Below are 26,172 nucleotides of genomic sequence, written 5' to 3'. Positions count from 1 at the left end.
TATCACCCTAGGATATAACAACTTCCTGATATTAATCCAGTTGTCTGAAGCGTTCAGGGTAGATCCAGCGACTTGCCAGAACCAACCCGACCACACAGATACAAGCCGCTGCCAAAAACGTCCCCTGCCCACCCCAGCTATCCCAAAACCAGCCGGAGAGCAGCGCGCCGGCTGCACCACCCGCACCAAACCCGGCACTTGCAAACAGCGCCTGTCCCCGCCCTTGCGTATTGTGGCTAAAGTAATGATAGACCAGTGCAATACCTATCGCATGCAAACTGCCAAAGCTGGCGGCATGCAGTAACTGAGCCAGCAAAAGCACCTCGACGCGCTGCGCCAAAAACGCGATCAACAGCCAACGCAGAATACACAGCGACAAGCTGACCAGCATCAGAAAACGCAGGGAAAAGCGCCGGAACAGTAACGGCATCACCACAAACAGCAAAACTTCAGCGACCACACCGACAGCCCAGAGCTGTCCAATCTGCCCACGGCTGTAACCCAAATCCTGTAGCATGACACTGTAGAAGGTGTAGTATGGACCGTGACTGAACTGCACCAGAAAGAACACTAACAGAAAAACCTGTACCTGAGGCACACCGAGGATACTGCGCAAACTTTTTGCAGGCTCTGCCGTATCGGCTGTCGTTCCCTGAGGTGCAGAAACCACCAGTGTATTCAGCCAGATCAGCAACATCAGCAGCAGCGCTATCCCGGGCAGCCAGCGTATATCCACATGATCCAGCAGCACCCCTGTTCCCATCACTGCCAGTACAAAACCTACCGAACCCCATACACGAATACGGCTGTAACGATCCCGTGATACTCCCAGATGTTGCAAGGTCAATACCTCGAACTGAGGCAGCACAGCGTTCCAGAAAAAGCTGAACAGCAGCATCACCACACCGATACCCAGAGCGCTGGTCTGCCAGAAAATAGCAATGAAGATTATCCAGGTCAGGCAGGCACCATAACGCACAATGCGCATACGCTGCCCGGTACGATCTGCTATCCAGCCCCAGATATTGGGAGCAATGACACGCGACAGATGCAACAGTGCCATCAGCACGCCAATCATCTGAGCACTCATCCCGAAGGACTGCAAATACAGGCTCCAGTAAGGCACCAGAGTCCCCAGCAGCGCGAAATAGAACAGATAAAATCCGGAAAGTCTGAAATACGGCATCGACGGGTTACCACCCTCCATGACAGCCAACTGAGCATATCAGGACAGAAAAAAATGACATGTAATATTTATTATTTAAAACAATAACATATAAAAATATATTATAAAAATATTCCCATTGCTCTATAAATTTTATCTGCAATTAACTTGCAGTCACCGCTTCATTTTGCCACGCTAAATAAGTATCAACCGTCAACGAGGAAAGTACAGCATCTCTGAGAGCGATAGGAATTCGCTCCAAACAAACCCAGCGAGGAGCACAAGATGACCCTGAAAAAACGACTGACAACCGCCGTTGCCGGCGCCCTGATCACCGGCATGGTGGCTTTCAGCAGCACTGCCGCAGCCGCCAACTGGCGCTATGCACATGAAGAGTTTGAAGGCGATGTACAGGATGTATTTGCACACAAGTTCAAGGAGTATGTCGAAGAGCACTCGGACAATACCGTACAGATTTTCCGCTTTGGTGAACTGGGTGAATCCGATGACATCATGGAACAGACTCAAATGGGCATACTGCAGTTCGTCAATCAGTCCCCGGGCTTTACCGGCTCTTTGATTCCTGAAGCACAGATTTTCTTTATTCCCTACCTGCTGCCAGTGGATGACGATGATATCATCGATTTCTTCCGCACCAGTAAAGCCATCAACGAAATGTTCCCTGAACTCTATGCTGAGCAGGGGCTGGAACTGCTAAAAATGTATCCCGAAGGTGAAATGGTTGTCACCGCAGATACACCGGTCCGTTCACCCGAAGACTTCCGGGGTAAAAATATCCGCACCATGACCAATCCGTTACTCTCGGAAACTTACCGGGCATTTGGCGCAACGCCAACACCTTTGCCCTGGGGTGAGGTCTATGGCGGCCTGCAAACCAATATCATTCAGGGACAGGAAAACCCGATTTTCTGGATACAATCTGGTGGTCTGTACGAGGTCTCTCCTAACCTGATCTTTACCGGACATGGCCAGTTCACTACGGCGCTGATGGCCAACCAGGATTTCTTCAACAGTCTGTCTGCCGATGAACAGCAGCTGGTTCGGGATGCCTCAGAATATGCCTTTGATTACATTACCGAGTATGTTCCCGGGCTCAGTGACGAAATGCTGGACAAGATTCTCGAAGCCAGCCCGGATGTCACCGTCACACGCTTAACCGAAGAGGAACGTCAGGTATTCATGGATCGCGCACCGCGTGTGGAACAACGATTTATCGATATGACCGGTGAGCGTGGTGAAGCACTGCTTGAGCAATTCAAGGCAGACCTGGAACCCTATCAGTCCCGCTAGTCTGAACATGGCAGCGGGGAATCCCTCGCTGCCTGATTCAGGCCTGGCCCTGATTTCAGCCAGGAGACTCCTAGATGAAGGATGACCTTCAGGATACGCACACATCCGGACTGCCCGGCTTTCTGGGTGTTATCGACTCAGGCATCAGTCGAATCGAATCCGTTATTCTGGCCGTTGGCGTACTGCTGATGGCTGTCAACACTGTCGCCAATGTGATCGGTCGCTTCGTTTTTGGTGAAAGCCTCTTTTTTGCTGAAGAGGTCAATCGCATTCTGATTGTCATGATCACCTTTGCCGGTATTGGCTATGCCGCTCGACACGGTCGGCATATCCGTATGTCAGCACTCTATGACGCCCTGCCAACCTCGGCACGACGCCTGCTGATGATTTGTATCGCCTTCGTGACCTCCGGCACGATGTTTTTCCTGTGTTATTACGCATTCACCTACATGCAAAGCATCTACAACACCGGACGCGTACTCCCCACCATGGGAATACCACTCTACCTGATGTATGTCTGGGTACCGATTGGATTTGCCGTGACCGGTATTCAATACTTGCTGACCGGAATCAAGAACATTTTTTCACGTGATGTCTATCTGTCGACTCATGTCGTCGATGGTTATGAAGAGACAGAAACCGAAGTCTGAACGCCTGGAGAAAGGATAATCAGATGATTACATACATGCTGGCGACCATGATCATACTCCTGCTACTGGGCTTCCCGATGATGATCCCGTTGATCATGGCAGCACTGGTAGGCTTCTATATGACCTTCGATGGCTTTGGCCAGATGAATATCATGATCCAGCAAATGATGGGGGGTATCCGCCCTACTGCACTGATCGCAGTCCCTATGTTCATTCTGGCTGCAGACATTATGACGCGCGGCCAGTCCGCCAACCGGCTGATTAATATGGTGATGGCTTTCATCGGTCATATCAAGGGCGGTCTGGCTGTCAGTACCGCTGCATCCTGCACCCTGTTTGGGGCAGTTTCCGGTTCAACCCAGGCAACCGTGGTGGCTGTCGGCTCTCCGCTACGTCCCAAACTATTGAAAGCAGGCTATAAGGATTCATTCACTCTTGCATTGATCATCAACTCCAGTGATATCGCCTTTTTGATTCCGCCCAGTATTGGCATGATTATCTATGGCGTGATCTCCGGTACATCTATCGGCGAGCTTTTTATCGCCGGTGTCGGACCTGGGTTACTGATTCTGGCAATGTTTTCCGCCTACTGCATTGCCTATGCCTACATTCACAAAGTGCCGACCGAACCCAAAAGCAGCTGGAAAGAGCGCCTCATTGCCATCAAGGATGCACTCTGGCCATTGGGTTTTCCGGTGATCATCGTCGGTGGTATTTATGGTGGTATTTTCAGTCCAACCGAAGCGGCCGCGGCCTGCGTACTGTATGCAGTCATTCTTGAGTTCATTGTATTCCGTTCTCTCAAGGCAACAGACATCTACAGAATCGCTAAATCAACGGGCTTGATTACAGCCGTAGTGTTTATCCTTGTGGCTGTCGGCAATGGCTTTTCCTGGATCATCTCCTTTGCACAAATCCCGCAAGCCATTCTCGGAGGGTTGGGGATCGATCAGGCCGGGCCTATTGGCGTACTGTTTGCCATTGCTATCGCATTTTTCATCGCCTGCATGTTTGTCGATCCGATAGTAGTCATTCTGGTGCTGACACCAATATTTGCCCCAGCCATCGCATCGACCGGCCTGGACCCGGTGCTGGTCGGTGTCCTGATTACCCTGATGGTGGCAATTGGCTCAGCCACGCCGCCGTTTGGCTGTGATATTTTCACTGCCATTGCCATTTTTAAACGTCCCTACTGGGAAGTGATCCGGGGTACGCCACCCTTTGTGTTCATGCTGGTGCTGGCATCAGTACTGATCATTTTTTTCCCGCAGATTGCGCTGTTCCTGCGTGACCTGGCGTTCCGATAACTCTGGAGGTGACTGTGTTTAACAAAATACTGGTGGCTGTTGATGGCTCTGAAGGGGCTCTCAAAGCACTGGAAAAGGCTGTTGAAATCCAGAAACTCACGGATGCAGAAATCTATCTGCTGTGTGTCTTCAAGCATCACAGTCTGTTTGAAGCATCCCTGTCGATGGTTAGGCCTGACTCGGTACAGATTCCCGATCAGGCATTGAAAGAATATGCGACAGATGTCGCCAACCATGCACGTGAGCATGCCAAACTTCTGGGCGCGTCGGCAAAAGTACGGGCATTCGTCAAGGGCGGACGCCCGTCGAAAACCATTGTCAAATTTGCCAAGGACAAGGACGTTGATCTGATTGTTGTTGGTACCCGCGGCACCAACGGTGATGTAGAGGGCTACTTTCTGGGCAGTGTTTCCCAGCGTGTCGCCAGCCGGGCCAAATGCCCGACACTGGTTGTCTGATATTCCGGGTCAGGACCAGGAATATCAGACACAGTATGGGCTTCAGGCACCAACAGCCTGTTGCAAAACCGAACGCTCAACGCTCTTCTGCGTTTTTTTTTTATGCCACTGGATCAGTTCCGGCTCACCTGCCTCGGATGTAAACAGATGCCCGACATCCGGCACCGCATAGCAGCGATCACCACGCATCGGCTGCCACTCATTGTACTGAGCATGACTGATGCCGACTTCCCAGGGCTCGGGGCTCTGCCAGCCATCGGCTTCAAGTTCAATGCGCACCTCAGCCCCGATCAGACTGACCGCACTGATACGCAACGGCAAATGCGCATGCGCTTCAGGTGTCAACTGTAAACGCACTTCGTGCGGACGCAAATAGCACTGAGCCTCACCAACCGGCAGAGTGCTTTCCGGCAGACCGATCCAGGCATCGCCCTGACTCAGACGTCCCGCCTGTATCTCACCCTGCAACACGTTGATGTGTCCCAGAAAACCCAGCACAAAACGGCTGTCCGGCTGAGCATAGAGTGTCTGCGGGGTATCGACCTGTTCAATACGACCAGCACTCATGACCACAACCTGATCGGACAGCTCCAGCGCCTCTTCCTGATCATGGGTGACAAACACACTGGTAAAATGCAATTCATCATGCAAACTGCGCAACCAGCGGCGCAGATCCTTGCGAACCTTGGCATCCAGAGCACCAAAGGGCTCATCCAGCAACAATACCTGCGGCTGCATCGCCAGCGCTCTGGCCAGGGCTACACGCTGTTTCTGGCCACCCGACAGCTGTGCCGGATAGCGTGTTGCCAAATGCCCCAACTGAACCATTTCCAGCAAGTCGCTGACGCGCTTGCGAATCTCGGCAGCTCCTGGACGACTTGCTTTAGGCATGACCTCAAGACCAAAAGCAATGTTCTGGGCAACTGTCATATGACGAAACAGCGCGTAGTGCTGAAACACAAAGCCCACCCGACGATCTCGCACATGCACACGCGTGACATCTTCGCCGTGAAACAGAATACGCCCTGTGTCTGCAGTCTCCAGGCCAGCAATAATGCGCAACAGGGTGGTTTTACCGGAGCCCGAAGGTCCCAGCAGGCCAATCAGCTGGCCATCTGGAATTTCCAGCGACAAGGGTTCCAGTGCCTGAAACTTGCCAAAGCGCTTACTGATATTCTCAACCTGGATACTCATACTTCCTCCTCACTCAGCGCTGCACGCTGACGCATTTGGCGCCACTCGATAAAGGACTTCACCAACAAGGTCAACAACGCAATACCGGCTAACAACGACGCACTGGTAAAGGCGCCCACCACATTATAATCCTGGTACAACAACTCAACGTGGAGCGGCAAGGTATTGGTTTCACCACGAATATTGCCTGATACCACCGATACTGCACCAAACTCACCCACCGCTCGTGCGTTGGTCAGCACCACGCCGTAAATCAACGCCCATTGAATATTCGGCAAGGTTACACGTCTGAACAGCTGCCAGCCGGAAGCGCCCAGAGTTACGCCCGCCTCTTCTTCTTCACGCCCCTGCTGCTGCATCAGAGGAATCAGCTCTCTGGCCACGAACGGACAAGTTACAAATACCGTCACCATCAGGATACCCGGCCAGGAAAACATCAACTGAATATCCTGATCCATTAACCAGCCACCCAGCCACCCATTGGAACCATAAAGCAGCAGATACAGCAGACCCGCCACCACCGGCGATACCGCAAATGGAATATCAATCAAGGTAATTAACAGTTTGCGTCCCGGGAACTCAAACCGTGTTACCAGCCACGCCAGAAAGACACCGAATACCAGATTGATCGGCACTGTCAGTGCTGCAACAAACAGAGTCAAACCGATGGCGCGCAGGGTGTAGTAATCAGTCAGGTTCGCCACATAGGTCTGCAGACCGCCAGAAAATGCCTGAGCAAAAATTGCCACCAGAGGCACCACCAGCAGCAGCCCGACCAGCGTCAGAGCCAGACTGATCAACGACCATTTAACCCAGGGCTGATCACCCACACGAAGATGTGAAGCCGTACGCATGTCTATCGCCCGTGTATGCGGCGCAGGTAGTGCGCCTGCCAGAGATTAATTGCAAACAGCAGCAGCAAGGATGCCAGCAACACAACCGATGCAATTGCACTGGCGGCAGCATAATCAAACTCCTGCAAACGGATGAAAATCATCAAACTGGTAATCTCACTGACGTAAGGCATATTGCCCGCAATGAAAATGACCGCACCGAACTCACCCAGACTTCGAGTAAAGGACAAGGCGATACCGGTCATCAACGCAGGCCAGAGACTGGGAAATACCACCCTGCGAAAGACTGTCATATCCGATCCCCCCATGCTGATACCTGCTTCCTCATCTTCCGCTGCCAGATCTTCCAGCACCGGTTGGACTGTACGCACGACGAACGGCAGACTGGTAAATGACATGGCCACAATAATACCCAGCGGGGTGTAGGACACCTTGACACCGACTTCAGCCAGAATCGAGCCATACCAGCCATTTTCAGCAAACAGTGCTGACAGGGTAATCCCTGCTACAGCCGTCGGTAATGCAAACGGCAGATCCATCAAGGCATCTACAATACGCTTGCCCGGAAATTCGTAGCGTACCAGCACCCAGGCCAGCAGCAGACCTACCAGGCCATTAAACAGGGATGCAAAGGCTGCCGCCCAAAGCGTGACCCGATAGGATGCAACAACACGAGGATCACTGATAACGGCCCAATATTCCTGCCAGGACATACCGGCTGTTTGCACCACCAAACCAGTGATTGGCAACAACAGGATCAGACTGATAAACAGCAGGGAGATCCCCAGACTGAGGGCGAACCCCGGCAGCACACGCTTACCGGGGTTCAGGGAAATGGCTGATGTGATCGCCAGAGACATGAGTGATCGGCTTCCCTGTCCGCTTAACGACGCTGCAATTGATCGAGCTTGCCACCGTTGGCAAAATGCTCAGTCATGGCACTTTCCCAGCTGCCTGCAATCTGTTCGATGGTCAGCAACTCCAATGGCGGGAACTGATCAGCAAACTCGGCCTGAACAGTTTCATTGTGCACCCGGTAGTTAAAGCCTGCCAGCAACCGCTGTGCGTCTTCTGAATACAACTCTTCAAGATAGGCGCGTGCCAGCTCCAGATTACCGTTACGTTCAGCATGACGCTCGACGACAGCAACCGGGAACTCAGCCAGGAAACTGACCTTGGGTACGACCACCTCAAACCCATGGTCTGGATATTCAGCAATAATATTGTTTACTTCAGATTCGAAGGTCAGCAATACATCACCGATACCGCGCTCTACAAATGTGGTTGTCGCACCACGGCCACCGGTATCAAACACCGCAACACGATTCAGAAACGTTCTGACGAAAGCATCAATTGCGGCCTGATCGTCTCCGAACACCTGCTGTGCGTACCCATAGGCTGCCAGATAGGTATATCGACCGTTACCGGATGTTTTCGGGTTAGGAAAGACACTGCTGACATCTTCACGTGCCAGGTCATCCCAGTTCTGAATATTTTTAGGGTTACCCTTACGCACCAGGTAGGCCATGGTGGAGTAGTAAGGCGAACTGGCATTGGGCAACTGTTCACGCCAGTCTGCAGGCAACAGGTTGCCACGCTCGTGCAGCACGTCTACATCAGTGACCTGATTGTAGGTCACCACATCGGCACGCAAACCCTGAATGATGGCTTGAGCCTGACGGGAAGAGCCGCCGTGAGACTGGCGTATTTCAACCGTCTGTCCGGTTTTGTTTTTCCAGTAATCCGCAAAATGTTCGTTGTAACTGGCGAACAGTTCACGTGCGATATCATAGGATGAGTTCAACAGTGACTGATCCGCAGCCTGGGCTTGAGCAGCACTGAATCCAAGTGCCAGGGCGGCAGCCAGTGTTTTAACCTGTTTGGCGAGTTTCATCTTCTTCTCCACATATTCTGAAAACGCATAAAAGGCATTTCGTTATGGGAAGTGAGATTATATTAAGTTACAGGTTATAACAATAATTTTATTTATAATATTTGGGAATATGCAGCATGCTGTTGACTCTATCTTTATCGCATCAAGGTCACTGCAAGACCGCCTGGGTAATGTCGATCACATCCAGAATGGTGCCCTGCCCCTGAAGCACACGAACAACCTTGTCTCCCAACAGAATCAACTCGACATCTCGCCTTCCGTAACCACTCTGGCGTCCCCAGTCATCCGGCAAGCGCACACCCTGCCGATACAGATCTACCGGCATGGTCTCACCCCGAGCCAGTTTGCGCTGCCAGCCTGGTGGCAGACTGCCTCCCCGCGCCAATTTCTGCTGCAAGCCTGGTGGCAAGGCTCGCTGCGCAAAAACCTGATCAACCTCATAGCGGGGACTGCCCAGATATTCTTCAAGAACCCGGCGCACCAAACGACGGCTTTCCTCTGTCGTCAGTCCTGGTAACAGCTGCCGCGTATCTGTCTGAGATGGTAGCGATGATGCGGCGCGGCCTCGCTCTTGAGACGCCGCCGGTGTAAACGCAGGAGGCGAAGCCTGCAAGGACAAACTGAGTCCGGCCAACAACAGGAATAGATAAGGTCTCATCGAAGTCTCCTTAAAAGTCATACGATGAAGCCAGTCTACCCTGCGGAGCTGAAGTTGACCTGAATCGATTTAGCTCTGATGGCTGACACGTGCCCATTCAGGCGGACGATGATAACGCCCCACTACAGAACAGAGGGTGACAAACGCCAGAAGTGAGTAAGCCAGCTGACTCAGATCGACCACCAGAACGGCCAACAGCAAGACCAGCAGATCACCGGTCAGTGTTGTCTTGCTGGCATGAATACCGTAACGCCGCTCCAGATATACAGCCAGAATATTCAACCCGCCCAGTGAAGCATTATGGCGAAACAGCAGTATCAAGCCAAAGCCAACCAGCATTCCGCCCAGCAGTGCCGAGAAAACCGGATCTATATCCATATAGATAAACAGACGCATCAGTTCGGACAGGCCTGCCAGTAAAGAGATACTGAAAAAGGTACGCAGCGTAAATACAGGCCCGAGCGTACGCCAGGCGAGCCAGTAAAAAGGCAGGTTCAGCAGGAAGAACAGCTGTCCGAATGACAGCGACGTCAGTTGCGTGAGAATCATGCCGATTCCGGCCGTTCCACTGATTAACAACTGAGAGGCATTGAGCAGATGCACGCCTAAGGCAACGAGAAGGCAACCCTCTACAAGCGAGAGCCAACAGTGAGTGGTTTTCATAACACAACCTCATCAGGTACTGACTTGTGGTCAATACGGGTTAATCAAGTACCCGGCTTCTTGTGGAAGCCGCGGGTACGGATTCTTGGGGGTAGCAAGAATCAAGCAGGAATCATACCAGAGATATTAAAAAGACGAAGCCTTTATTTTCAGTCAGTTGCTTTCAGGGCCGTCAGAGAAAAACGCACCGAAATTGGGCAAGAACACCGCCAGTGCACCAACATCATGGCAGCAATTGCTGTATGTAGGCTGGCAGGCTGAATGCGGCATGATGGATTTCGGGTGTATAGTAGCGGCAATTCAGACCTGCCTGCCGGTAACGCTGTGCCAGCTGCTGTTGATCTGGCAATGCCAGCGCAGTGTTGTCACTTGCCCAGGCCAACGCCATCAAGCCTCCGGCATAGGTGGGCACGGCGAGAGTATAAAAACGGGTATCAGCAAAATAAGGAGACAGACGCTGTGCCGTCGTCACCAACTCATCGGGCTGCATGAACACCACGCCATTCTGGGCCACAAACACACCACCCGGACACAACAAGCGCCGACAACCCGCATAGAAGGCACTGGAAAACAGTACCTCACCAGGCCCTACCGGATCAGTGCAGTCAGAGATAATCACATCAAACGGACCGCTTTCAGCCTGCTCCACATAGGCCATACCATCGGCAATGACGATATCGACCCTCGGATCATCAAAAGCACCCTGTGAATGATTCGGCAGGTATTCTCGGCACAGATCAATAACAGCCTGATCTATCTCAACCTGAACCACCTGCTCCAGATCCGGGTGTTTCAGCACTTCACGAAGGATACCGCCATCCCCACCACCGATAATCAGCACCCTGCGCGCCTTGCCGAATGCCAGCATCGGCACATGCACCATCATTTCGTGGTAAATAAACTCATCTCGCTCGGTCGTCTGGACAATACCATCCAGAGCCATTACCCGACCAAAAAAGCGGTTCTTAAAGATGATCAGGTGTTGGTGCTCTGTTTGACGCTCATACAGCAGCTCATCGATGCTCAGCGTCTGCCCATAGCCATCACTCAGGGTTTCAGTAAAGGATTTCATCTTGCAGAGGTGGTATCCAGCGGCATACGTCCACGAATAAATTCCTGGACCTCAACACGATCCGGCTGAAAGTAGCCTTCCAGTACCGGCAGAGTATTGGCCGGACGCGCCGCACCACACATGAACACATCAAACGCAGCAAACTGGCGCTCAGGCCAGGTATGCACACTGATATGCGATTCAGCCAGCACCGCTACGCCGGAAATACCGCCATTCGGGGTAAAGTGGTGCAGATGAATGTGCAACAGAGTCGCTCCGGCGGCCTCTACCGCATCGCGCAACGCCTCTTCCATATGCTCAAGACTGTCCAGCGAGGACGCCCCAAACAAATCGATAATCAGGTGCGTACCGGCAAATTCATGATCATCACGACGGATAAAAAAATCCTTGCGGTCTACAGGTGTTACCGCAGAACCGACAGGCCAGCTACGCTGCTGGGACAGCGTCTGAAAATACTTTTGCGTGTCGTTGATGTCTTTGATTGTCATGAGCCTATTTCAGTTTCAGTAAATCAGTTCGTACATCCGCATTCTGACCACGGTGACGCAGCAGATGGTCCAGCAGGGTCATCGCCATCATTGCTTCGGCGATAGGTGTTGCCCGGATGCCCACACAGGGATCGTGACGCCCCTTGGTGATCACATCAACGGCTTCACCCCGATTGTTAATGCTGCGGCCCGGCAGGCGCATACTGGATGTCGGCTTCAAGGCGATATGCGCAATAATATCCTGGCCAGTCGATATGCCGCCCAGAATACCACCCGCATGGTTGGAGAGAAATCCCTCAGGCGTCATCTCATCACGGTGTTCTGTTCCCTTCTGTGACACCACTGCAAAACCATCACCTATCTCAACGCCTTTGACGGCATTAATGCTCATCAACGCATGTGCCAGTTCGGCATCCAGGCGATCAAAGATCGGCTCCCCCAGTCCAACCGGCACACCGGAGGCCACCACGGAGATACGCGCACCGACTGAATTGCCTTCTTTGCGCAGGGCATCCATGTAGTCGGCCATGTGTGCGGCAGCCTCAGCATCCGGTGAGAAAAAGGGATTACGTGACACCTCATCCCAGTCAAACCTGTCTGCAGCAATTTCTATCGGACCCAGCTGCGACAGGTAACCACGAACACTGACACCGAGTTGTGCCAGCACTTTTTTGGCAATGGCACCACCTGCAACCCGCATTGCAGTCTCTCGTGCTGACGAGCGACCACCGCCACGATAATCACGGAAGCCATACTTGTGATCATACACATAATCAGCATGAGCAGGACGATACGTATCTTTGATATCAGAATAATCCTTGGAACGCTGGTCGGTATTTTCGATCAACAGACCAATCGGCGTCCCCGTGGTTCGCCCTTCAAACACACCGGACAGGATGCGCACTTCATCTGCCTCCCGACGTTGAGTGGTATGGCGCGAAGTCCCCGGCTTGCGTCGATCCAGATCCAGCTGCAAATCAGCTTCAGTCAACGGAATTCCCGGTGGACAGCCATCAATAATAGCGGCCAGAGCCGGGCCGTGGCTTTCACCACAACTGGTCAGAGTAAAAAGCTTGCCGATGGTATTACCGGACATGTGTCGATCCTGTTGTCATAAACCAAGTTAATCGCTTAGCATTCGCTTGCAAGGAACCCACAATCTTAATGAATTAATCAGCTAAACGCCATGACCGAGTTTAACCCGACACCTGACGAAGATGACGAAATCGACTTCCGTCAGTTGATGAAAGATGTAACCCCGATCCAGTCACAGCATGCAGATCTGGGCCGCAAGCCCGCGGGTAAAGACCCGTCTCAGGCCTATCGACGGATGATGGCGGCACGTGAACCTGAGCAGTTTATTGACGGTCTCTCCGCTGAAGCGGCAGAACTGGTGGAATCTGAAGATGAACTGCTGTTTGCAACACCCGGCGTACAGCTTGGCCGGCTGAAACGCCTGCGTCAGGGACATATTCCCTGGGAACAGGGCGTGGACCTGCATGGCTTTACTGTGGAACAGGCGCGTAATGAAGTCAGCCGTTTCATCCGTGATGCACAAAGACAGAATGCCCGTTGCGTCCTGATTGTGCATGGCAAGTCCTTCAGCCAGGCTGGACAGGGTGCTACGTTGAAATCCTGCGTCAATGACTGGTTAAGGCAGATGCCTGCTGTCGTTGCATTCAGCTCGGCACAGGCGCGTGATGGTGGTACTGGCGCGGTATATGTGCTGTTAAAAAACAACGCACGCTAGCTCAGACGATCATCTGTATGCTGAGGTGTATCAGGTTGTGATCGCGCTTCAAAGACATCCAGTTGCCGGGCAGCAATTCTGTTCCCCAGGTCGATCAACTCAGTGGCACGGTGAAATTCATGAAAACCGGCAAGGGATTTGGGTATACGGATCAGCAAGTCTGGCTGATATCCGGCAATTTTGTAGCGACTTAAGGCACTCTGGAGCACCTCCATGGAGCTGAGCATCACCCCCACACGCTGATTGGCCCTGACAGACCGGTCAGCCAGCAAATGGCGGATACCAGGCAGTACTTCAGAAGCGACTTCATCATCTGCCGCATTCAGATCCACTGCCAGAATCATATCAGCCTCGACAGCCACTGTCGGAATCATCGGCAGAGGGTTCAGTACTGCACCATCCACCAGGACACTGCCCGCCTTGTGCACAGGGGTAAACACTCCCGGTACCGCTGAAGAGGCACGGATGGCATCCAGCAGCGGGCCTTGCTGAAACCAGACCTCCTTTTGTCGACTCAAATCCGTTGCCACAGCTGTATAGTGCAGTGGCAGAGACTCAATCGACGGATTGCCAATCAGGGACTCAAGCTTGGCAAACACTTTGTCTCCGCGGATGGTGCCATGCGAAAAATGCAGATCCAGCAGACGGACAACATCAATCCAGCGCAGCTTGCCTACCCATTCCGCGTAAGCATCCAGCCCACCGGCCGCGTATACGCCACCCACCAACGCGCCCATTGAGCTGCCGGAAATAGAGACAATTTCATAGCCTCTGGCACACAGCTGATTGATCACACCGATATGCGCATATCCCCGCGCACCACCTGCACCGAGCACCAATGAAACACGCGGCATGGCGATTACTCCAACAGCCGGATCAATGTCAATGCTGTATCAGCTTCGCCCAATACACTGGGTGCCAGAGAGCCTACCCCATAAACCGAGATGCGCTCTGCCGCAATACCGGCGTCGATCAACTCTGCTTCCAACTGCTGTGCCTGGGCATTGCTTTCAGTCAAACCTGTATCACCACTGGTTACCCGCTGATGCACCACCAGACGCAATTGCAAGGTCGACGACTCATTCAGCAGTTGTAGCAGCTGATCCAGAACATCAGGCTGGCCTATCCGCCAATCCCGGAGGTCGACATAGCCCTGTGCGGCAAAACGCTGCTGCCAGGTCATCTCCGATACACCTGCCACCGCAGCAGCAGCCATGGACTCTGAATGAATGTAATCCACATGCAGATAGACACGGCCATTGCCGCGTCGCACGGCATAGACAGCCACATGCCCGGTCGGAATTTCAGCGGCCAGATAATACTGGGCACTGTCGACGCCAAGCAGATTGGCGTAACCAAACACCTGATTAGCCCAAAGGTTGCTGGCACCACACTGCCGCGATGAGCACTCATAGAGTATGTCCGCATTTTGGCGCAGCAATTGGTCGCGTACATGCTCAAACCCCTGTTCAGGGGTATTTCCTGACGATAACTGCCAGGTACGACGTACCAGCTGACCACTTAGGCGGCGCTCACTCTGGGTACGCAACAGCCCCTGAATACGCGTGATCTGACTCAAGGGCAACTGATAATCCGGCACCTGACGGGAGGTCTGATTCTCCAGGGTCGCCAACGGATAGGGTTCGAACCAGTCTGGCAGCTGATTGGCAGCCTGCAAGGGACTGACAAACAACAGTGCGACAAGGGCATAAAACCTGATTGAGCGATCGTACATGGTATCTCCTTAGATGCTACACACCGACGGACCCATCCGCCGACAGGTGTCGATTGACACTTGCTGCCACTGCAGCCACCGAGGCTTGCTCCAGATGGAAGTGATGCCCACCTGGCAGGCACTCAACCTGTATTCCTTCTACGCACTGAGCCAACTGATGGGTCTGTGCAGTTGCAATTCCCCGTTCAGCCAAGCACAGGCAAACAGGTGCCCGGATAACCTTCAGAAATTCACTGACTTGCGCCTCTGTTAACCTTAGCACAGAAGGCAGCACCAGGCAGGGATCTGTATGCCATTGCCAACCGGTTTCAGTCTCACTCAGGGCACGCGCAGCCAGTTGCTGCGCTGCATCAAGCGGCACCGGAAACCGGCTATTGGCACGTGCCATTACCGCTTCATCCCGGTGCGCATAGACGCGCTGCAAACGACCCGGCAAGCGCGTGCGCTGGCGTAAAGCCTGAGCCATCTGAGCAGGGCTCTGTTCTGCCGGAGTTGTCAGCGGGGCCAGACCATCCAGTAGGACGACTGATCCAACCCGTTCCGGTGCAACGGCTGCCAGCAACGCGGCAATACCGGCTCCCATAGAATGTCCGACCAGATGCACGCGCGACAGTTCCAACGCATCCAGCAATGCCAGCAGGTCAATCAGATGATCCCAGATATAATACGGAGTACCGGAAGGTCGATGAGCAGAACGGCCATGACCGGCCAGGTCAGGAGCCAACACATAACGGGGTTGCAGCAAGGGAGCCAGACGATAAAAGCTGGCAGCATTATCCAGCCAGCCATGCAAGGCCAACACAGGTTCGGATGTGGGTTCCCCCCAACTCAATCCGCTGAGCTGTATATGCGGCAGACTGAACTGCCGCTCAACCGGAATCACTGGCTCGACGATGGCCCTGCTCCAGAAACAGCACAGGCATCACGCGGCAAGACAAACTCCACGTCACTGCTCTGTACATTCACCATCATACTGCGGGCGACCTCTGTCACCGGCGCACCGGTAAAGACCACTTCATACAGCCCCATGACCAGAGGCATGTAGATATTCATCTCACTCGCCTTGTCACGCACCTGATGCAGTGTGTTCACCCCTTCAGCAACCTCGCCCAGCACAGACACAGCTTCATCCAGCGTCTTTCCCTGGCCCAGGGCATAGCCGACCCGATAGTTACGACTCAACGGCGACATGCAGGTCACGATCAGATCACCCACTCCCGCCAGACCCAGAAAGGTCATCGGGTTAGCCCCCATCGACACAGCAAAGCGACTCATTTCGGCCAACGCACGGGTCATCAGCATACTGCGGGTATTCTCACCCATACCCAGGGCTGCACTCATGCCGGCAGCAATCGCATAGATATTTTTCAACGTCCCGCCCAGTTCAACACCATAGGTGTCGGTGCTGGCATAAACCCGAAAATAGGGGCTGTGCAACAGCTGCTGGATGCGACTGCGCAACGCCTCATCCTGACTGGCAATAACAGTCGCAGTCAGTTGTCTGCGAGCTATTTCCTTGGCCAGATTAGGACCACTGAGCACCCCGATACGGGCGCCCGGTACCTCATCAGCGATAATCTCACTCATCAGACTGAAACTTTCGGTTTCGATTCCCTTGGTGGTACTGATCAGCATCTGCTCAGGGGTCAGATCAATCACGGCCTGACGCAATACACTGCGAAATGCGTGACTGGGTATCGACAGAAAGACAACCTCGGCGCCCTTCAGGGCATAGCTGAGGTCAGCAGTGGCTTCCAGTGAAGCCGCCAACGGGTAGTCGGGAACATAGCGTGTGTTACACCTTTCGCGGTTGATCTGTTCAACACGCTCGGCATCACGCATCCACAAACGAACCGGAAGTCCTTTTTCCGCTACCATGTTGGCAATCACAGTGCCGAAACTGCCTCCTCCGAGTACGGCAATATGAGATGTATGCGTCACTTGAGTCTCCATCGCTTACTTTGGCTCCTGTCTGTCCAGCACATCCAGCAGCCGGTCAACCCAGCGAAAGATCAGACTGATCAGACCAAATGACAATACCGCCAGCAGCAAGAACGCCAGCAGCAACATCGGGTCCTGGGTACGTTGAAAGCCCGCAACACCCACCACCGCAAAGAATGCGCTGACCAGGATTCCCAGGAGATTTCTGATTTTACGTGTACGATGCTTGTCTTGCTGCATGCTCAATCCGGCTTTTTGATCTCGGTTTCCGGGCTGCTCACCTCAGGCTCAACCTGAGAGTCGGCTTCCACGTCTGATTCAGGTTCAACTGAAGTGGCGGCGTCATTCGCAGCGTCGGCCAGTTCCATTTCAGCCTGCTCGGGTGCAACTTTGACTGGCAGCGGCTCCAGCAGTTCCGGGTCAGGATGGACACACTCCAGTTTTACGCCCGTACCCGCTTCCACTTCCGGAATCAGGAAGGAGTCATTTTCACAGGCAAATGCAATCGATGTACCACTGGCGCCTGCACGTCCGGTTCGTCCGATACGATGCACATAGTCATCGGCCTCTTCCGGTAGCTGATAATTAATCACGTGGGTAACACCATCGATGTGAATGCCACGCCCGGCGACATCGGTAGCAACCAGCACCTGGATCTTGCCACTACGGAAGTCTTCCAGGGTTTTAACCCGCTTGTTCTGTGGAATCTCTCCCGACATCAATGCTGAGCGAATGCCATCACGACGCAGCTTTTCTGCCAGATCGCGTGTTTCATGCCGACGGTTACAGAACACGATCGCGCGCTCAACGTTATGGATGCGCAGGTAGTTACGCAGCAGTCGATACTTGTCCGCAGCCGAAACCAGGAAAACTGTCTGGGTAATATTGTCAGTGACCTGGGACTCGGATTCTATTTCGATCTGGATCGGATCCTGGGTCCATTGACGTGCCAGCTGCATGATTTCTTCAGAGAAGGTCGCGCTGTACAGCAGCGTCTGGCGCTCAGGTCCCTTGCGAGGTGTATGTCGAATAATGGTACGGACATCCGGGATAAAGCCCATGCTCAGCATCCGGTCAGCTTCATCCAGTACCAGCACTTCAACATGATACAGATCCACATCCTTGGAACGGACGAAGTCAATCAGACGCCCCGGTGTAGCAACCAGCAGGTCGACAGGCCCTTTGGCCAGAGCTTTACGCTGCTTGTCATAATCCATGCCGCCCACCAGCGAAACGACGGACAGATCGGTATAACGCACCAGTGACTCGGCATCCGCTGCAATCTGCAAGGCCAGTTCACGCGTCGGTGCGATCAACAAGGCACGGGGCTCATTCAGTTTACGCGGCTCCGGCAGTGGATAATCCAGCAGGTCCGTAATAATCCCCATCAGGAAAGAAGCAGTTTTACCCGTGCCGGTCTGAGCCTTGGCAATCAGGTCCTTGCCTTCCAGTGCATGCTCCAGCGTTGCAGCCTGAATCGGCGTGCAATACTCAAATCCGAGATCCGCAATGGCATGCATCAGGTCATCCGGGAGGTTAAAGTCATGGAAGCGCTTACGGTCAGCCATTTCCGGCACCACAAACTCCTGAGGTGTCCAGCTCTTGCGACGACTGTTACCGCGACCATCACGACGCTTGCGACGTGGTTTGCGCTCAGCATCCTTAGCCGTGGACTGATCTGTATCCGGTTGAGCCTGAAGCTGTTCTTCTGTATTCAAGTGATTACCTTCCAATTGCGTTTCGATTGCTGCCATATCTTACCCTGTCAGAACACCTGCCGGAAAGGTGGCAGTGCCTCGAGTATCTGGCGGCCATAAAATTTTCCTGTCAGGCGACGATCCAGAATCACCACCCGACCACGATCCTGCTCGGTACGTAACAACCGTCCAACCGCCTGGGTCAGGCGCATGGAGGCCGCAGGGACTGCCCAGTCCACAAACGGATTGCCACCCTGCTGTTCAATCCACTCTGCCAGCGTTGCATCCACCGGATCATCTGGCACACTGAAGGGTAACTTGGTAATGATGACATCTGTCAGATAGGCGCCGGGCAGATCCACACCTTCAGCAAAAGACGCAAGACCAAACAGGCAACTGGGCTGCCCTGCATCGATACGTGTTCGATGCTGTTGTAACATCAACGACTTGGCACTGCTACCCTGTTCGATCACACGGTCCTTTAACTCTGGATTCAGCCCCTCAAGCACACGGTACATCTGCTTCCAGGAACTGAACAGCACCAGTGTTGCCTGCTGCGCTGGCAGCTCCTGATTCAGAAAAGCAATCACCTCCTCGGTATGCTCATCCGCCCGCCCGGGATCGGTGCGCATCCGTGGCACATGCAGCTCAGCCGCCTGATAATAATCAAACGGACTGGCCAGACGCTCACAAGGGGTATCATCCGGCAGTCCAAGCGTTTGCTTCAACCGATCAAAACGACCCAGTGCCGTCAGGGTTGCCGACGTGATCAGCGCACCAAAACAGGCCTGCCATAAATGCTCCTGCAGCGTTGCCGCTACAGATACCGGGCTGCTGCAACACTCAAACTCTGTCCCCTGCAGGGTGTCATGCAGAACCACCCAGCGCGCCGTTGGGCTGATACCCGATTCATCCAGACGTGCAAAGCTGCCAGCCAACCAGCTCATTTGCTGAATACGGTTCAGCAAAAAGCCCAGTTGAGGATAAAAGGCTTCCGCCTTGCCTCGTTCAATATCAGCAAGATTCCCTTCCATGGCCTCTTTTAACAGAGCAGCCAGTTGTTCCAGTTGCTGCAGCAGTCGCTGACAACCCTGCTGTACATCACGGGCCGGTGTCAGCCAGGCATCCGGTTGACGTCCACCCGCAAAACGCACCCTGGGGGTGCGCCCACGCTCTGACTCAAAGTTCAGCGCTTCCGCAAGTTCACGCCAGTTTTCCAGCGCCTGAAGCAGGTCTTCAATCGGCTGGTGCATACGGGCAATCGCTTCATCCAGAAAACTGGAACTGCACTGCTGACTGAACTGTTGCAGCTTTTTCTCCATCCCGGCAACCAGTCGCAGCGCCGTGATGAGTTTCAGACTGTAGGAAAAGTGACTGCCAGCCTTGTCGGCGAGATGATGTCCCTCATCAAAGATATACAGGGCTGAAGCAGGTTCCGGCAAAATAGCACCGCCCCCCAGTGACAGGTCAGCCAACACCAGATCATGATTGGCAATCACCAGATCCGCATCTCCCATCTGCTCACGAGCCCGATAAAACGGGCAAACACTGAAGTTAATACAGCGGCGGTTGCTGCATTGCATATGATCACTGGTCAGGTGACTCCAGGTTTCTTCAGAGGGAGCCTCGCTTAAGCGATCACGATCGCCATCCCAGCCACCTTCAGCGTAACGCTGCATCAGGCGCCGCACACTTTCCAGCACCGACGGCTCAACCCGACGCTGCTCTTCATCCTCGTAGAGAGCCATCTGCCCCAGCGCTAACTGATCACCCAGCAGCTGTTCAGCCTTGTTCAAACACAGATATCGGCCTCGCCCTTTGGCCAGCGTAAAGCGGAAACTGAGTCCTGCATGCTCGGCCAGCTCAGGCAAGTCCTTGTCAATCAACTGTTCCTGCAGTGCTACCGTTGCCGTCGAGACTATCAACTTCAAACCGCGCTGCCGTGCAATCGGCAAGGCGGCCAGCAGATAGGCGATGGTTTTACCTGTTCCGGTTCCGGCTTCGACCGCTACCAGATGAGATTCACCCAGGCGATGACCTTTTTCATCGGCACGGATACTGCCCAGGGTTCTGGCCACAGCAGCAATCATCTGCTTCTGTGCCGGACGTGCTTTCAAACCACGGCTATCCAGAAAACGCGTATAGGCAGTTTGTATCTCTTTTTTCAGTGACGCGTCCAGCACCCGGGTATCCTCTGTATTTTATGCGCTAGAGTGTATCAAAATCCGCTCTTTTCAGACACAACGACTTGACGGGAACCACATACTGTACAAAAATGCAGTTACTGTACACAAAAACAGGTTATAAAATGAAACTTACAGCCCGTCAAACACAAGTGCTCGACTGTATTCGTCGCCATATCGATGCCACAGGCTATCCGCCCACACGTGCAGAGATTGCCAAAGAACTGGGGTTCAAGTCGGCCAATGCCGCCGAGGAGCATCTTAAGGCCTTGCAACGTAAAGGGGCTATTGAGATTATCCAGCATACATCCCGAGGTATACGCCTGCCCGAGGAAAGCATCCCGGCTCCAGAGGAGTCCGGCCTGCCCCTGGTCGGTTCGGTTGCCGCCGGCTCACCCATTCTGGCGCTGGAACATATTGAGGAGCGCTGCCAGATCGCACCGGATTTTTTCCATCCCCCTGCTGACTATCTGCTACGAGTGCGCGGCATGAGTATGAAAAATATCGGCATCATGGATGGAGACCTGCTGGCGGTCCATCAAACCCGTGACGTCCGAAATGGCCAGGTTGTTGTTGCACGCATTGGTGATGAAGTGACTGTGAAGCGCTTTCAGCGCCAAGGAAATCATGTCAGCCTGATTGCTGAAAATGAGGACTTTGCTCCAATTGAGCTGGACCTGACACAGGATGAGCTGATCATTGAAGGACTGGGTGTTGGCGTTATTCGTCAGGGCAATTAACGCCTTACCCGGGAAGCCGGTTCAGGAGTGACTCACCACTCCTGCATACCTTCACGCATTTTCTCGACCAGCTGTCGCATATTTGCCAGCCAGCCTTGATACTCACTGAACACGTCAGCATCACCCGCATGGTCCGGGTTGATCTGCATCACCTGAATTTCAGAACGACTGGCTGCAGCAACAGATGGACGCGCCTTGTCTGTTGCACGCCAGCAAGCCGCATAGGCTTTTTGCAGGCAATGCAGCCAACTGTCCTGATTGGCTTCCAGCTGCAGTAGCTCATTCAATTCAGGCGATTCAAAGCCAGACCGTTCAAAGCCGGCAGCCAGCTCATCCAGCGTGGTAATAGTCTCAACATCCAGTTGATAACGCTCAGCAATTTCACGCAATAACGAACTGTATGCGGATACCAGATGAAACAACACCGATTCCTGATAAGATTCAATCAGCGCATGTTTACTCCAGGCAGTTGATGCCTGGGCCGCCTGCAATGCATCCAGATGCAGCCGGACAAAATTCAGCTTCTGGTTTGTTCGTGCCAGATAGACTTCACTCATTCACTCTCTCCAGGAACAGACAGGCCTTAACCTTCGCAAATATTATTTGGCTGGGCGTTTTTTGGCCGCATCGACTACCCACTGACCGTTATCATAAAATGCTCGCCAACCTGTTGCCTTACCCTCGACTTCAGTCATCACATACTGCTCTTTGGTTTTACGACTATAACGTACGATGGTCGGATTACCATCATCATCTTCAGTCGGCGCTGAGAGCAAAAAATGATACTTGGTATCAATTTGCTGTCGATGTGGCAGCAATTCTTTCACCAGGGGTGCACGGGTTTCCCGCTTTTTCGGAAACTGGCTGGCTGCCAGGAACAGCCCACTGGCACCATCGCGCAGCACATAGGTGTCATCCACCTTTTCACATGCCAGCTCAGGCATGGGTACCGGGTCCATTTTAGGCGGGGCCGGTTCACCATTGCGCAGCAATTTACGGGTATTTTTACAGGCACTGTTACTGCAACCAAAAAACTTGCCGAACCGGCCGGTTTTCAACTGCATTTCTGAACCGCACTTGTCACACTCAATGGTAGGACCGTCATAACCTTTGATACGGAAGCTGCCCTGCTCTATTTCAAAACCACTGCAGTCCGGGTTATTACCACAAATATGCAACTTGCGCTTTTCGTCCAGCAGATAGGAATCCATTGCTGTACCACAGAGCTTGCAGCGGTGCTTGTTACGCAGGATACGCGACTCCGCTTCATCATCGGCATCAGCACTGATAACTTCATCACCGGAAATCAGGTTGATTGTACATTTACAACGTTCTTTAGGTGGCAAGGCATAACCGGAGCAACCGAGAAACACGCCAGTGCTACCGGTGCGAATCATCATATGCCGCCCACAGTCCGGACACTCAATATCGGTCGGTGTGGGGGAGTTGGGACGCATGCCCTGTTCCGGGTCCTGCGCCTGCTCTAATGCCCGGATAAAATCATCATAGAAACGATCCAGCAACACCTTCCATTCCAGCTCCCCACGCGCCACCTCATCCAGATAACTTTCCATACGCGCTGTAAAACTGTAGTCCATCAAATCAGCAAAGCTTTCACTGAGTCGTTCAGTGACAATATCGCCCATTTTACAGGCATAGAAGCGCCGTCCCTGCACTTCCACATAACCACGTTCCTGAATTGTCGAGATGATGGCCGCATAGGTGGATGGCCGCCCAATACCTCGTTTTTCCAACTCTTTTACCAGGCTGGCTTCGGTATAACGGGGTGCCGGACGGGTGAAGTGCTGCTTGGGTTCCAGTGCTTCCAGGGTTAACCGGTCACCCTGCTGCAGGTCAGGCAGAATGATATCTTCATCATTTTTGCCACGCGCCGGCAGCACGCGAGTATAACCATCAAAACGCAGAATTCGGCCTTTGACTGCCAGCTCAAACTCGCCAGCCTGCACGGTAATGCGGGTACTGGTATATTGAGCAGGCATCATCTGACAGGCCAGAAACTGTCGACGGATCAAATCATATAAACGCTCGGCATCTGTTTCCATGCCACTGAGCCCATCGGCCGTCAGATTGACATCTGATGGACGGATAGCCTCATGCGCTTCCTGAGCCCCCTCTTTGCTGCTGTAACGCACTGGCTGCTCAGGCAAATAACGATCACCATAATGCTGCTGGATAAACTCACGACAGGCATTCACAGCATCTTCACTGAGATTGGTGGAGTCAGTTCGCATGTAGGTGATATAACCCGCCTCATACAGACGCTGCGCCATCATCATGGTTTTCTTTACCCCGAAACCGAGGCGTGTGCTGGCAGCCTGCTGCAGTGTCGAGGTAATAAATGGCGCAGAGGGCTTGCTACTGGTCGCCCGGTCTTCACGACCAGTAATGATATAGTCGGCCTGCTTCAGCAGTGCAAGCTGCTGTTCTGTCTGCTCCGCCGAGGTGGGTCTGAAGGCTGTCTCGCCCTGACGCATCACTTGCAGCTTGAGGGCATCGCCCTGCTCACTGAGTGTTGACGCAAACACTTCCCAATATTCTTCTGGAATAAAGGCACGGATTTCGCGCTCACGATCTACAATCAGACGCACTGCAACCGACTGAACCCGCCCTGCCGACAGGCCCCGCGCAACTTTTTCCCATAACAGCGGCGACACCATGTAACCTACGACACGATCCAGGAAACGACGCGCCTGTTGCGCATTGACCCGGCTCATGACCAGTTCACCCGGATCCTTGAAGGCCTCTTTGATCGCTTTTTTAGTGATTTCGTTGAATACGACCCGCTTGTAACGACTGTCATCTCCGCCTATGGCTTCGCGCAAATGCCAGGCAATCGCCTCCCCTTCACGGTCCAAATCCGTTGCCAGATAAATTTCATCAGCACTGGCCGCCAGTTTCTTCAGTTCATCAACGACCTTTTCCTTACCCGGCAGAATTTCGTAGCGCGCATCCCAGCCATGCTCAGGGTCAATACCCATACGCCGTATCAACTGCTCACGCGCTTTGGTTTTGCGATACTCAGCCTTGGCCTCTTCTGACAACTTGCGTGTCTGGGCGGCCAGCTTGGCTCGTTCTTTGGGATCACTGGTCGTGGTGCCGCTACCACTGGTGGGGAGATCACGAATATGGCCAACACTGGATTTCACCACATACTGGCTACCGAGGTACTTATTAATCGTGCGGGCCTTGGCTGGTGACTCTACGATGACAAGGGTCTTACCCATTAAATCTGGTCCTTTAAGTCGCTATGCGCCGGAAAATATCGTGCATATATAAGTGTTGAGTCGTGTCGGGTCAAGTTAAACTGTCGTATTGCGGCAGTTTAACTTTACGAAAAAGTTGCCATAATAGTGTTAAAACGCCCTGCAAAAGTGCGATTAACTCTATATGCTTGCTCAATTTTAGATACCAGAGTGCCAAACCTGATGCTAAGTGACAACCTGCTGTATGTATTTTTGATCGCTGCCCTGGGTCTGGCCGCCCTGTCGGTCAACTACATCATTACGTCACGCGAGCGCTTCAAGGAAAACCGCAATGCCCGTCTAAAATGGCTTAAAGAGCAATCAGAGCATACGCTAAATGCCCTGGCCGTTCTCAAAGAGATCAATTGCCGCGGCGATATTATCGACAAGCTTAATCAGCACGCCCTGTCACTGATTGAAGAAATTGGTGTACTGGCACCCGACTCTGAGCTAATGACAGACATCAGCAAAATCAAGGACACGACTGATCGCACACGCCCCAAGCAGGATGCATTCAACAATGACCGGGCGGTACGCAAGGCACAGATCTATATCAACTTTGCAGAAAAGCTGATCATCGACATGTCCAACAAGGGCAAAATGACACCACATCTGGCGCATACCTATCAACAGGAACTTTACTGGCTGAATGTATCCATGGTTGCTGATGCACATATCACTCAGGGAAAAACACTGATGCAACAGGGTGATAAACTGGCCGCGCTGTCACATTTCAAGCATGCCAAAGCCATTCTGGTCAGAGCGGCTGTCCCTGCACAGCAAAAGCGTGACCGGCTGCAACCGCTGCAAGGCCTGATAGATCAGTTGCAACCCAAGCGAGACCTGGGGCCCGGCGCACTGGCAGAAACCCTGGATGCCTATCTGAAAGAGCCGCAATAACCCCTGCCAGCTCTCGTCTTACAAATCACTTAACCGCTCAAAGCGTGGCAGTACCTCACCGGTCGGCAGTGTGACCGACTCACTGAACATGTCAGCAGGCCTGACCCATAGATCACCGGCCCCATAACAGGGTCTGTAAATAACCATCCACTCTTCCGTTTCTGAATGGCGTGCCAGATCGATGACCTGATATTCCTGTCCTTTATAATGACGATAACGCCCAGGTAGGGGTAATGACATACGAATTCC

At 53.1% G+C, this 26,172-nt stretch carries 27 protein-coding genes; 7 read left to right on the top strand and 20 right to left on the bottom strand.

The window, feature by feature from the left end; translation table 11 throughout:
* Window positions 1-31 precede the first annotated feature (31 nt).
* Window positions 32-1,186, bottom strand: a complete 1,155-nt coding sequence (locus tag ADINL_RS15225; protein WP_036549957.1) for an MFS transporter — start codon at window positions 1,184-1,186, stop codon at window positions 32-34.
* Window positions 1,187-1,450: 264 nt separating this feature from the next.
* Here ADINL_RS15225 and ADINL_RS15220 point away from each other — a divergent pair, with 264 nt between their 5' ends.
* The 4 genes from ADINL_RS15220 to ADINL_RS15205 all read left to right on the top strand — a co-directional run bounded on the left by ADINL_RS15220 (window position 1,451) and on the right by ADINL_RS15205 (window position 4,891).
* The gene (locus ADINL_RS15220) at window positions 1,451-2,476 is read left to right on the top strand and encodes a TRAP transporter substrate-binding protein (protein WP_036549954.1); all 1,026 of its coding nucleotides are present in this window, start codon (window positions 1,451-1,453) and stop codon (window positions 2,474-2,476) included.
* A 74-nt stretch (window positions 2,477-2,550) separates the two neighbouring features.
* Window positions 2,551-3,126 (top strand): TRAP transporter small permease, encoded by a 576-nt coding sequence (locus ADINL_RS15215; protein WP_036549951.1) that lies wholly within the window; start codon window positions 2,551-2,553, stop codon window positions 3,124-3,126.
* Between the two features lie 23 nt (window positions 3,127-3,149).
* Window positions 3,150-4,433 (top strand): TRAP transporter large permease, encoded by a 1,284-nt coding sequence (locus ADINL_RS15210; RefSeq protein ID WP_036549948.1) that lies wholly within the window; start codon window positions 3,150-3,152, stop codon window positions 4,431-4,433.
* A gap of 14 nt (window positions 4,434-4,447) precedes the next feature.
* Entirely contained in the window at window positions 4,448-4,891 is a 444-nt protein-coding gene (locus ADINL_RS15205; protein WP_036549944.1) for a universal stress protein, read from the top strand.
* Window positions 4,892-4,933: 42 nt separating this feature from the next.
* On the opposite strand, the gene ADINL_RS15200 is transcribed toward ADINL_RS15205, so the two are convergent.
* From ADINL_RS15200 to aroC, 9 genes are all read right to left on the bottom strand, one after another.
* Complete coding sequence (locus tag ADINL_RS15200; protein ID WP_036549942.1) at window positions 4,934-6,085, bottom strand: sulfate/molybdate ABC transporter ATP-binding protein; 1,152 nt, start codon at window positions 6,083-6,085, stop codon at window positions 4,934-4,936.
* On the bottom strand, window positions 6,082-6,939 hold the full coding sequence (cysW, locus tag ADINL_RS15195) for a sulfate ABC transporter permease subunit CysW (RefSeq protein WP_036549940.1): 858 nt from the start codon (window positions 6,937-6,939) through the stop codon (window positions 6,082-6,084). The genes ADINL_RS15200 and cysW overlap by 4 nt, the downstream gene beginning before the upstream one ends.
* Window positions 6,940-6,941: 2 nt before the next feature.
* A complete protein-coding gene (cysT, locus tag ADINL_RS15190; protein WP_036549937.1) occupies window positions 6,942-7,799 on the bottom strand; it encodes a sulfate/thiosulfate ABC transporter permease CysT in 858 nt (285 codons plus the stop codon).
* A gap of 23 nt (window positions 7,800-7,822) precedes the next feature.
* Window positions 7,823-8,833, bottom strand: coding sequence for a thiosulfate ABC transporter substrate-binding protein CysP (gene cysP / locus ADINL_RS15185; protein WP_036549934.1), 1,011 nt, complete (start codon window positions 8,831-8,833; stop codon window positions 7,823-7,825).
* Window positions 8,834-8,981: 148 nt separating this feature from the next.
* Window positions 8,982-9,491, bottom strand: coding sequence for a hypothetical protein (locus tag ADINL_RS16505; RefSeq protein WP_051632877.1), 510 nt, complete (start codon window positions 9,489-9,491; stop codon window positions 8,982-8,984).
* A 69-nt stretch (window positions 9,492-9,560) separates the two neighbouring features.
* Window positions 9,561-10,154 carry a YitT family protein gene (locus ADINL_RS15175; protein ID WP_036549931.1) on the bottom strand — a complete coding sequence of 198 codons (594 nt, stop codon included), beginning with the start codon at window positions 10,152-10,154 and terminating at the stop codon, window positions 9,561-9,563.
* Between the two features lie 223 nt (window positions 10,155-10,377).
* Window positions 10,378-11,226, bottom strand: a complete 849-nt coding sequence (speE, locus tag ADINL_RS15170; protein WP_036549928.1) for a polyamine aminopropyltransferase — start codon at window positions 11,224-11,226, stop codon at window positions 10,378-10,380.
* Window positions 11,223-11,714, bottom strand: a complete 492-nt coding sequence (speD, locus tag ADINL_RS15165; protein ID WP_084154554.1) for an adenosylmethionine decarboxylase — start codon at window positions 11,712-11,714, stop codon at window positions 11,223-11,225. Before speD ends, speE begins: the two co-directional genes overlap by 4 nt.
* Window positions 11,715-11,718: 4 nt before the next feature.
* Entirely contained in the window at window positions 11,719-12,810 is a 1,092-nt protein-coding gene (gene aroC, locus ADINL_RS15160; RefSeq protein WP_036549926.1) for a chorismate synthase, read from the bottom strand.
* 90 nt (window positions 12,811-12,900) lie between these two features.
* On the opposite strand from aroC, the gene ADINL_RS15155 reads away from it, so the two are divergent.
* Window positions 12,901-13,464, top strand: coding sequence for a Smr/MutS family protein (locus ADINL_RS15155; protein ID WP_036549923.1), 564 nt, complete (start codon window positions 12,901-12,903; stop codon window positions 13,462-13,464).
* Here ADINL_RS15155 and ADINL_RS15150 read toward each other — a convergent pair.
* From ADINL_RS15150 to dinG, 7 genes are read right to left on the bottom strand one after another with little or no spacing between them, the layout of a single operon-like run.
* On the bottom strand, window positions 13,461-14,318 hold the full coding sequence (locus ADINL_RS15150) for a patatin-like phospholipase family protein (protein WP_036549921.1): 858 nt from the start codon (window positions 14,316-14,318) through the stop codon (window positions 13,461-13,463). The two genes, ADINL_RS15155 and ADINL_RS15150, sit on opposite strands and share 4 nt — an antisense overlap.
* 5 nt (window positions 14,319-14,323) lie before the next feature.
* Entirely contained in the window at window positions 14,324-15,199 is an 876-nt protein-coding gene (locus tag ADINL_RS16115) for a DUF4892 domain-containing protein (protein WP_051632876.1), read from the bottom strand.
* A 16-nt stretch (window positions 15,200-15,215) separates the two neighbouring features.
* A complete protein-coding gene (locus tag ADINL_RS15135) occupies window positions 15,216-16,082 on the bottom strand; it encodes an alpha/beta fold hydrolase (RefSeq protein WP_036549917.1) in 867 nt (288 codons plus the stop codon).
* Window positions 16,079-17,140 (bottom strand): NAD(P)H-dependent glycerol-3-phosphate dehydrogenase, encoded by a 1,062-nt coding sequence (locus tag ADINL_RS15130; protein ID WP_239644405.1) that lies wholly within the window; start codon window positions 17,138-17,140, stop codon window positions 16,079-16,081. Before ADINL_RS15130 ends, ADINL_RS15135 begins: the two co-directional genes overlap by 4 nt.
* Before the next feature lie 15 nt (window positions 17,141-17,155).
* The gene (locus tag ADINL_RS15125; RefSeq protein ID WP_036549913.1) at window positions 17,156-17,380 is read right to left on the bottom strand and encodes a hypothetical protein; all 225 of its coding nucleotides are present in this window, start codon (window positions 17,378-17,380) and stop codon (window positions 17,156-17,158) included.
* 2 nt (window positions 17,381-17,382) lie between these two features.
* Window positions 17,383-18,894 (bottom strand): ATP-dependent RNA helicase RhlB, encoded by a 1,512-nt coding sequence (gene rhlB, locus ADINL_RS15120; RefSeq protein WP_084154553.1) that lies wholly within the window; start codon window positions 18,892-18,894, stop codon window positions 17,383-17,385.
* 11 nt (window positions 18,895-18,905) lie between these two features.
* Window positions 18,906-21,020 (bottom strand): ATP-dependent DNA helicase DinG, encoded by a 2,115-nt coding sequence (gene dinG, locus ADINL_RS15115; protein ID WP_036549911.1) that lies wholly within the window; start codon window positions 21,018-21,020, stop codon window positions 18,906-18,908.
* 125 nt (window positions 21,021-21,145) lie between these two features.
* Here dinG and lexA point away from each other — a divergent pair, with 125 nt between their 5' ends.
* Window positions 21,146-21,760: a transcriptional repressor LexA gene (gene lexA / locus ADINL_RS15110; RefSeq protein ID WP_036549908.1), complete on the top strand. Its 615-nt coding sequence runs from the start codon at window positions 21,146-21,148 to the stop codon at window positions 21,758-21,760.
* A 32-nt stretch (window positions 21,761-21,792) separates the two neighbouring features.
* On the opposite strand, the gene ADINL_RS15105 is transcribed toward lexA, so the two are convergent.
* Both ADINL_RS15105 and topA read right to left on the bottom strand, forming a co-directional pair.
* Complete coding sequence (locus ADINL_RS15105; protein WP_036549906.1) at window positions 21,793-22,317, bottom strand: DUF6586 family protein; 525 nt, start codon at window positions 22,315-22,317, stop codon at window positions 21,793-21,795.
* A 42-nt stretch (window positions 22,318-22,359) separates the two neighbouring features.
* Window positions 22,360-25,005, bottom strand: coding sequence for a type I DNA topoisomerase (gene topA / locus ADINL_RS15100; protein WP_036549903.1), 2,646 nt, complete (start codon window positions 25,003-25,005; stop codon window positions 22,360-22,362).
* 201 nt (window positions 25,006-25,206) lie between these two features.
* Between topA and ADINL_RS15095 the strand changes: the two genes are divergently transcribed.
* Window positions 25,207-25,923, top strand: coding sequence for a hypothetical protein (locus ADINL_RS15095; RefSeq protein WP_036549900.1), 717 nt, complete (start codon window positions 25,207-25,209; stop codon window positions 25,921-25,923).
* 18 nt (window positions 25,924-25,941) lie between these two features.
* Here ADINL_RS15095 and ADINL_RS15090 read toward each other — a convergent pair whose 3' ends face one another.
* Window positions 25,942-26,163: a DUF1653 domain-containing protein gene (locus ADINL_RS15090; protein ID WP_036549898.1), complete on the bottom strand. Its 222-nt coding sequence runs from the start codon at window positions 26,161-26,163 to the stop codon at window positions 25,942-25,944.
* Between the last annotated feature and the right edge of the window lie 9 nt (window positions 26,164-26,172).

The sequence above is a fragment of the Nitrincola lacisaponensis genome (assembly GCF_000691225.1).
GTDB classification, from domain to species: Bacteria; Pseudomonadota; Gammaproteobacteria; order Pseudomonadales; family Balneatricaceae; genus Nitrincola; species Nitrincola lacisaponensis.
The sequence above is the reverse complement of the archived record's forward strand: the minus strand, read 5'-3'. Positions and strand labels throughout refer to the sequence as shown.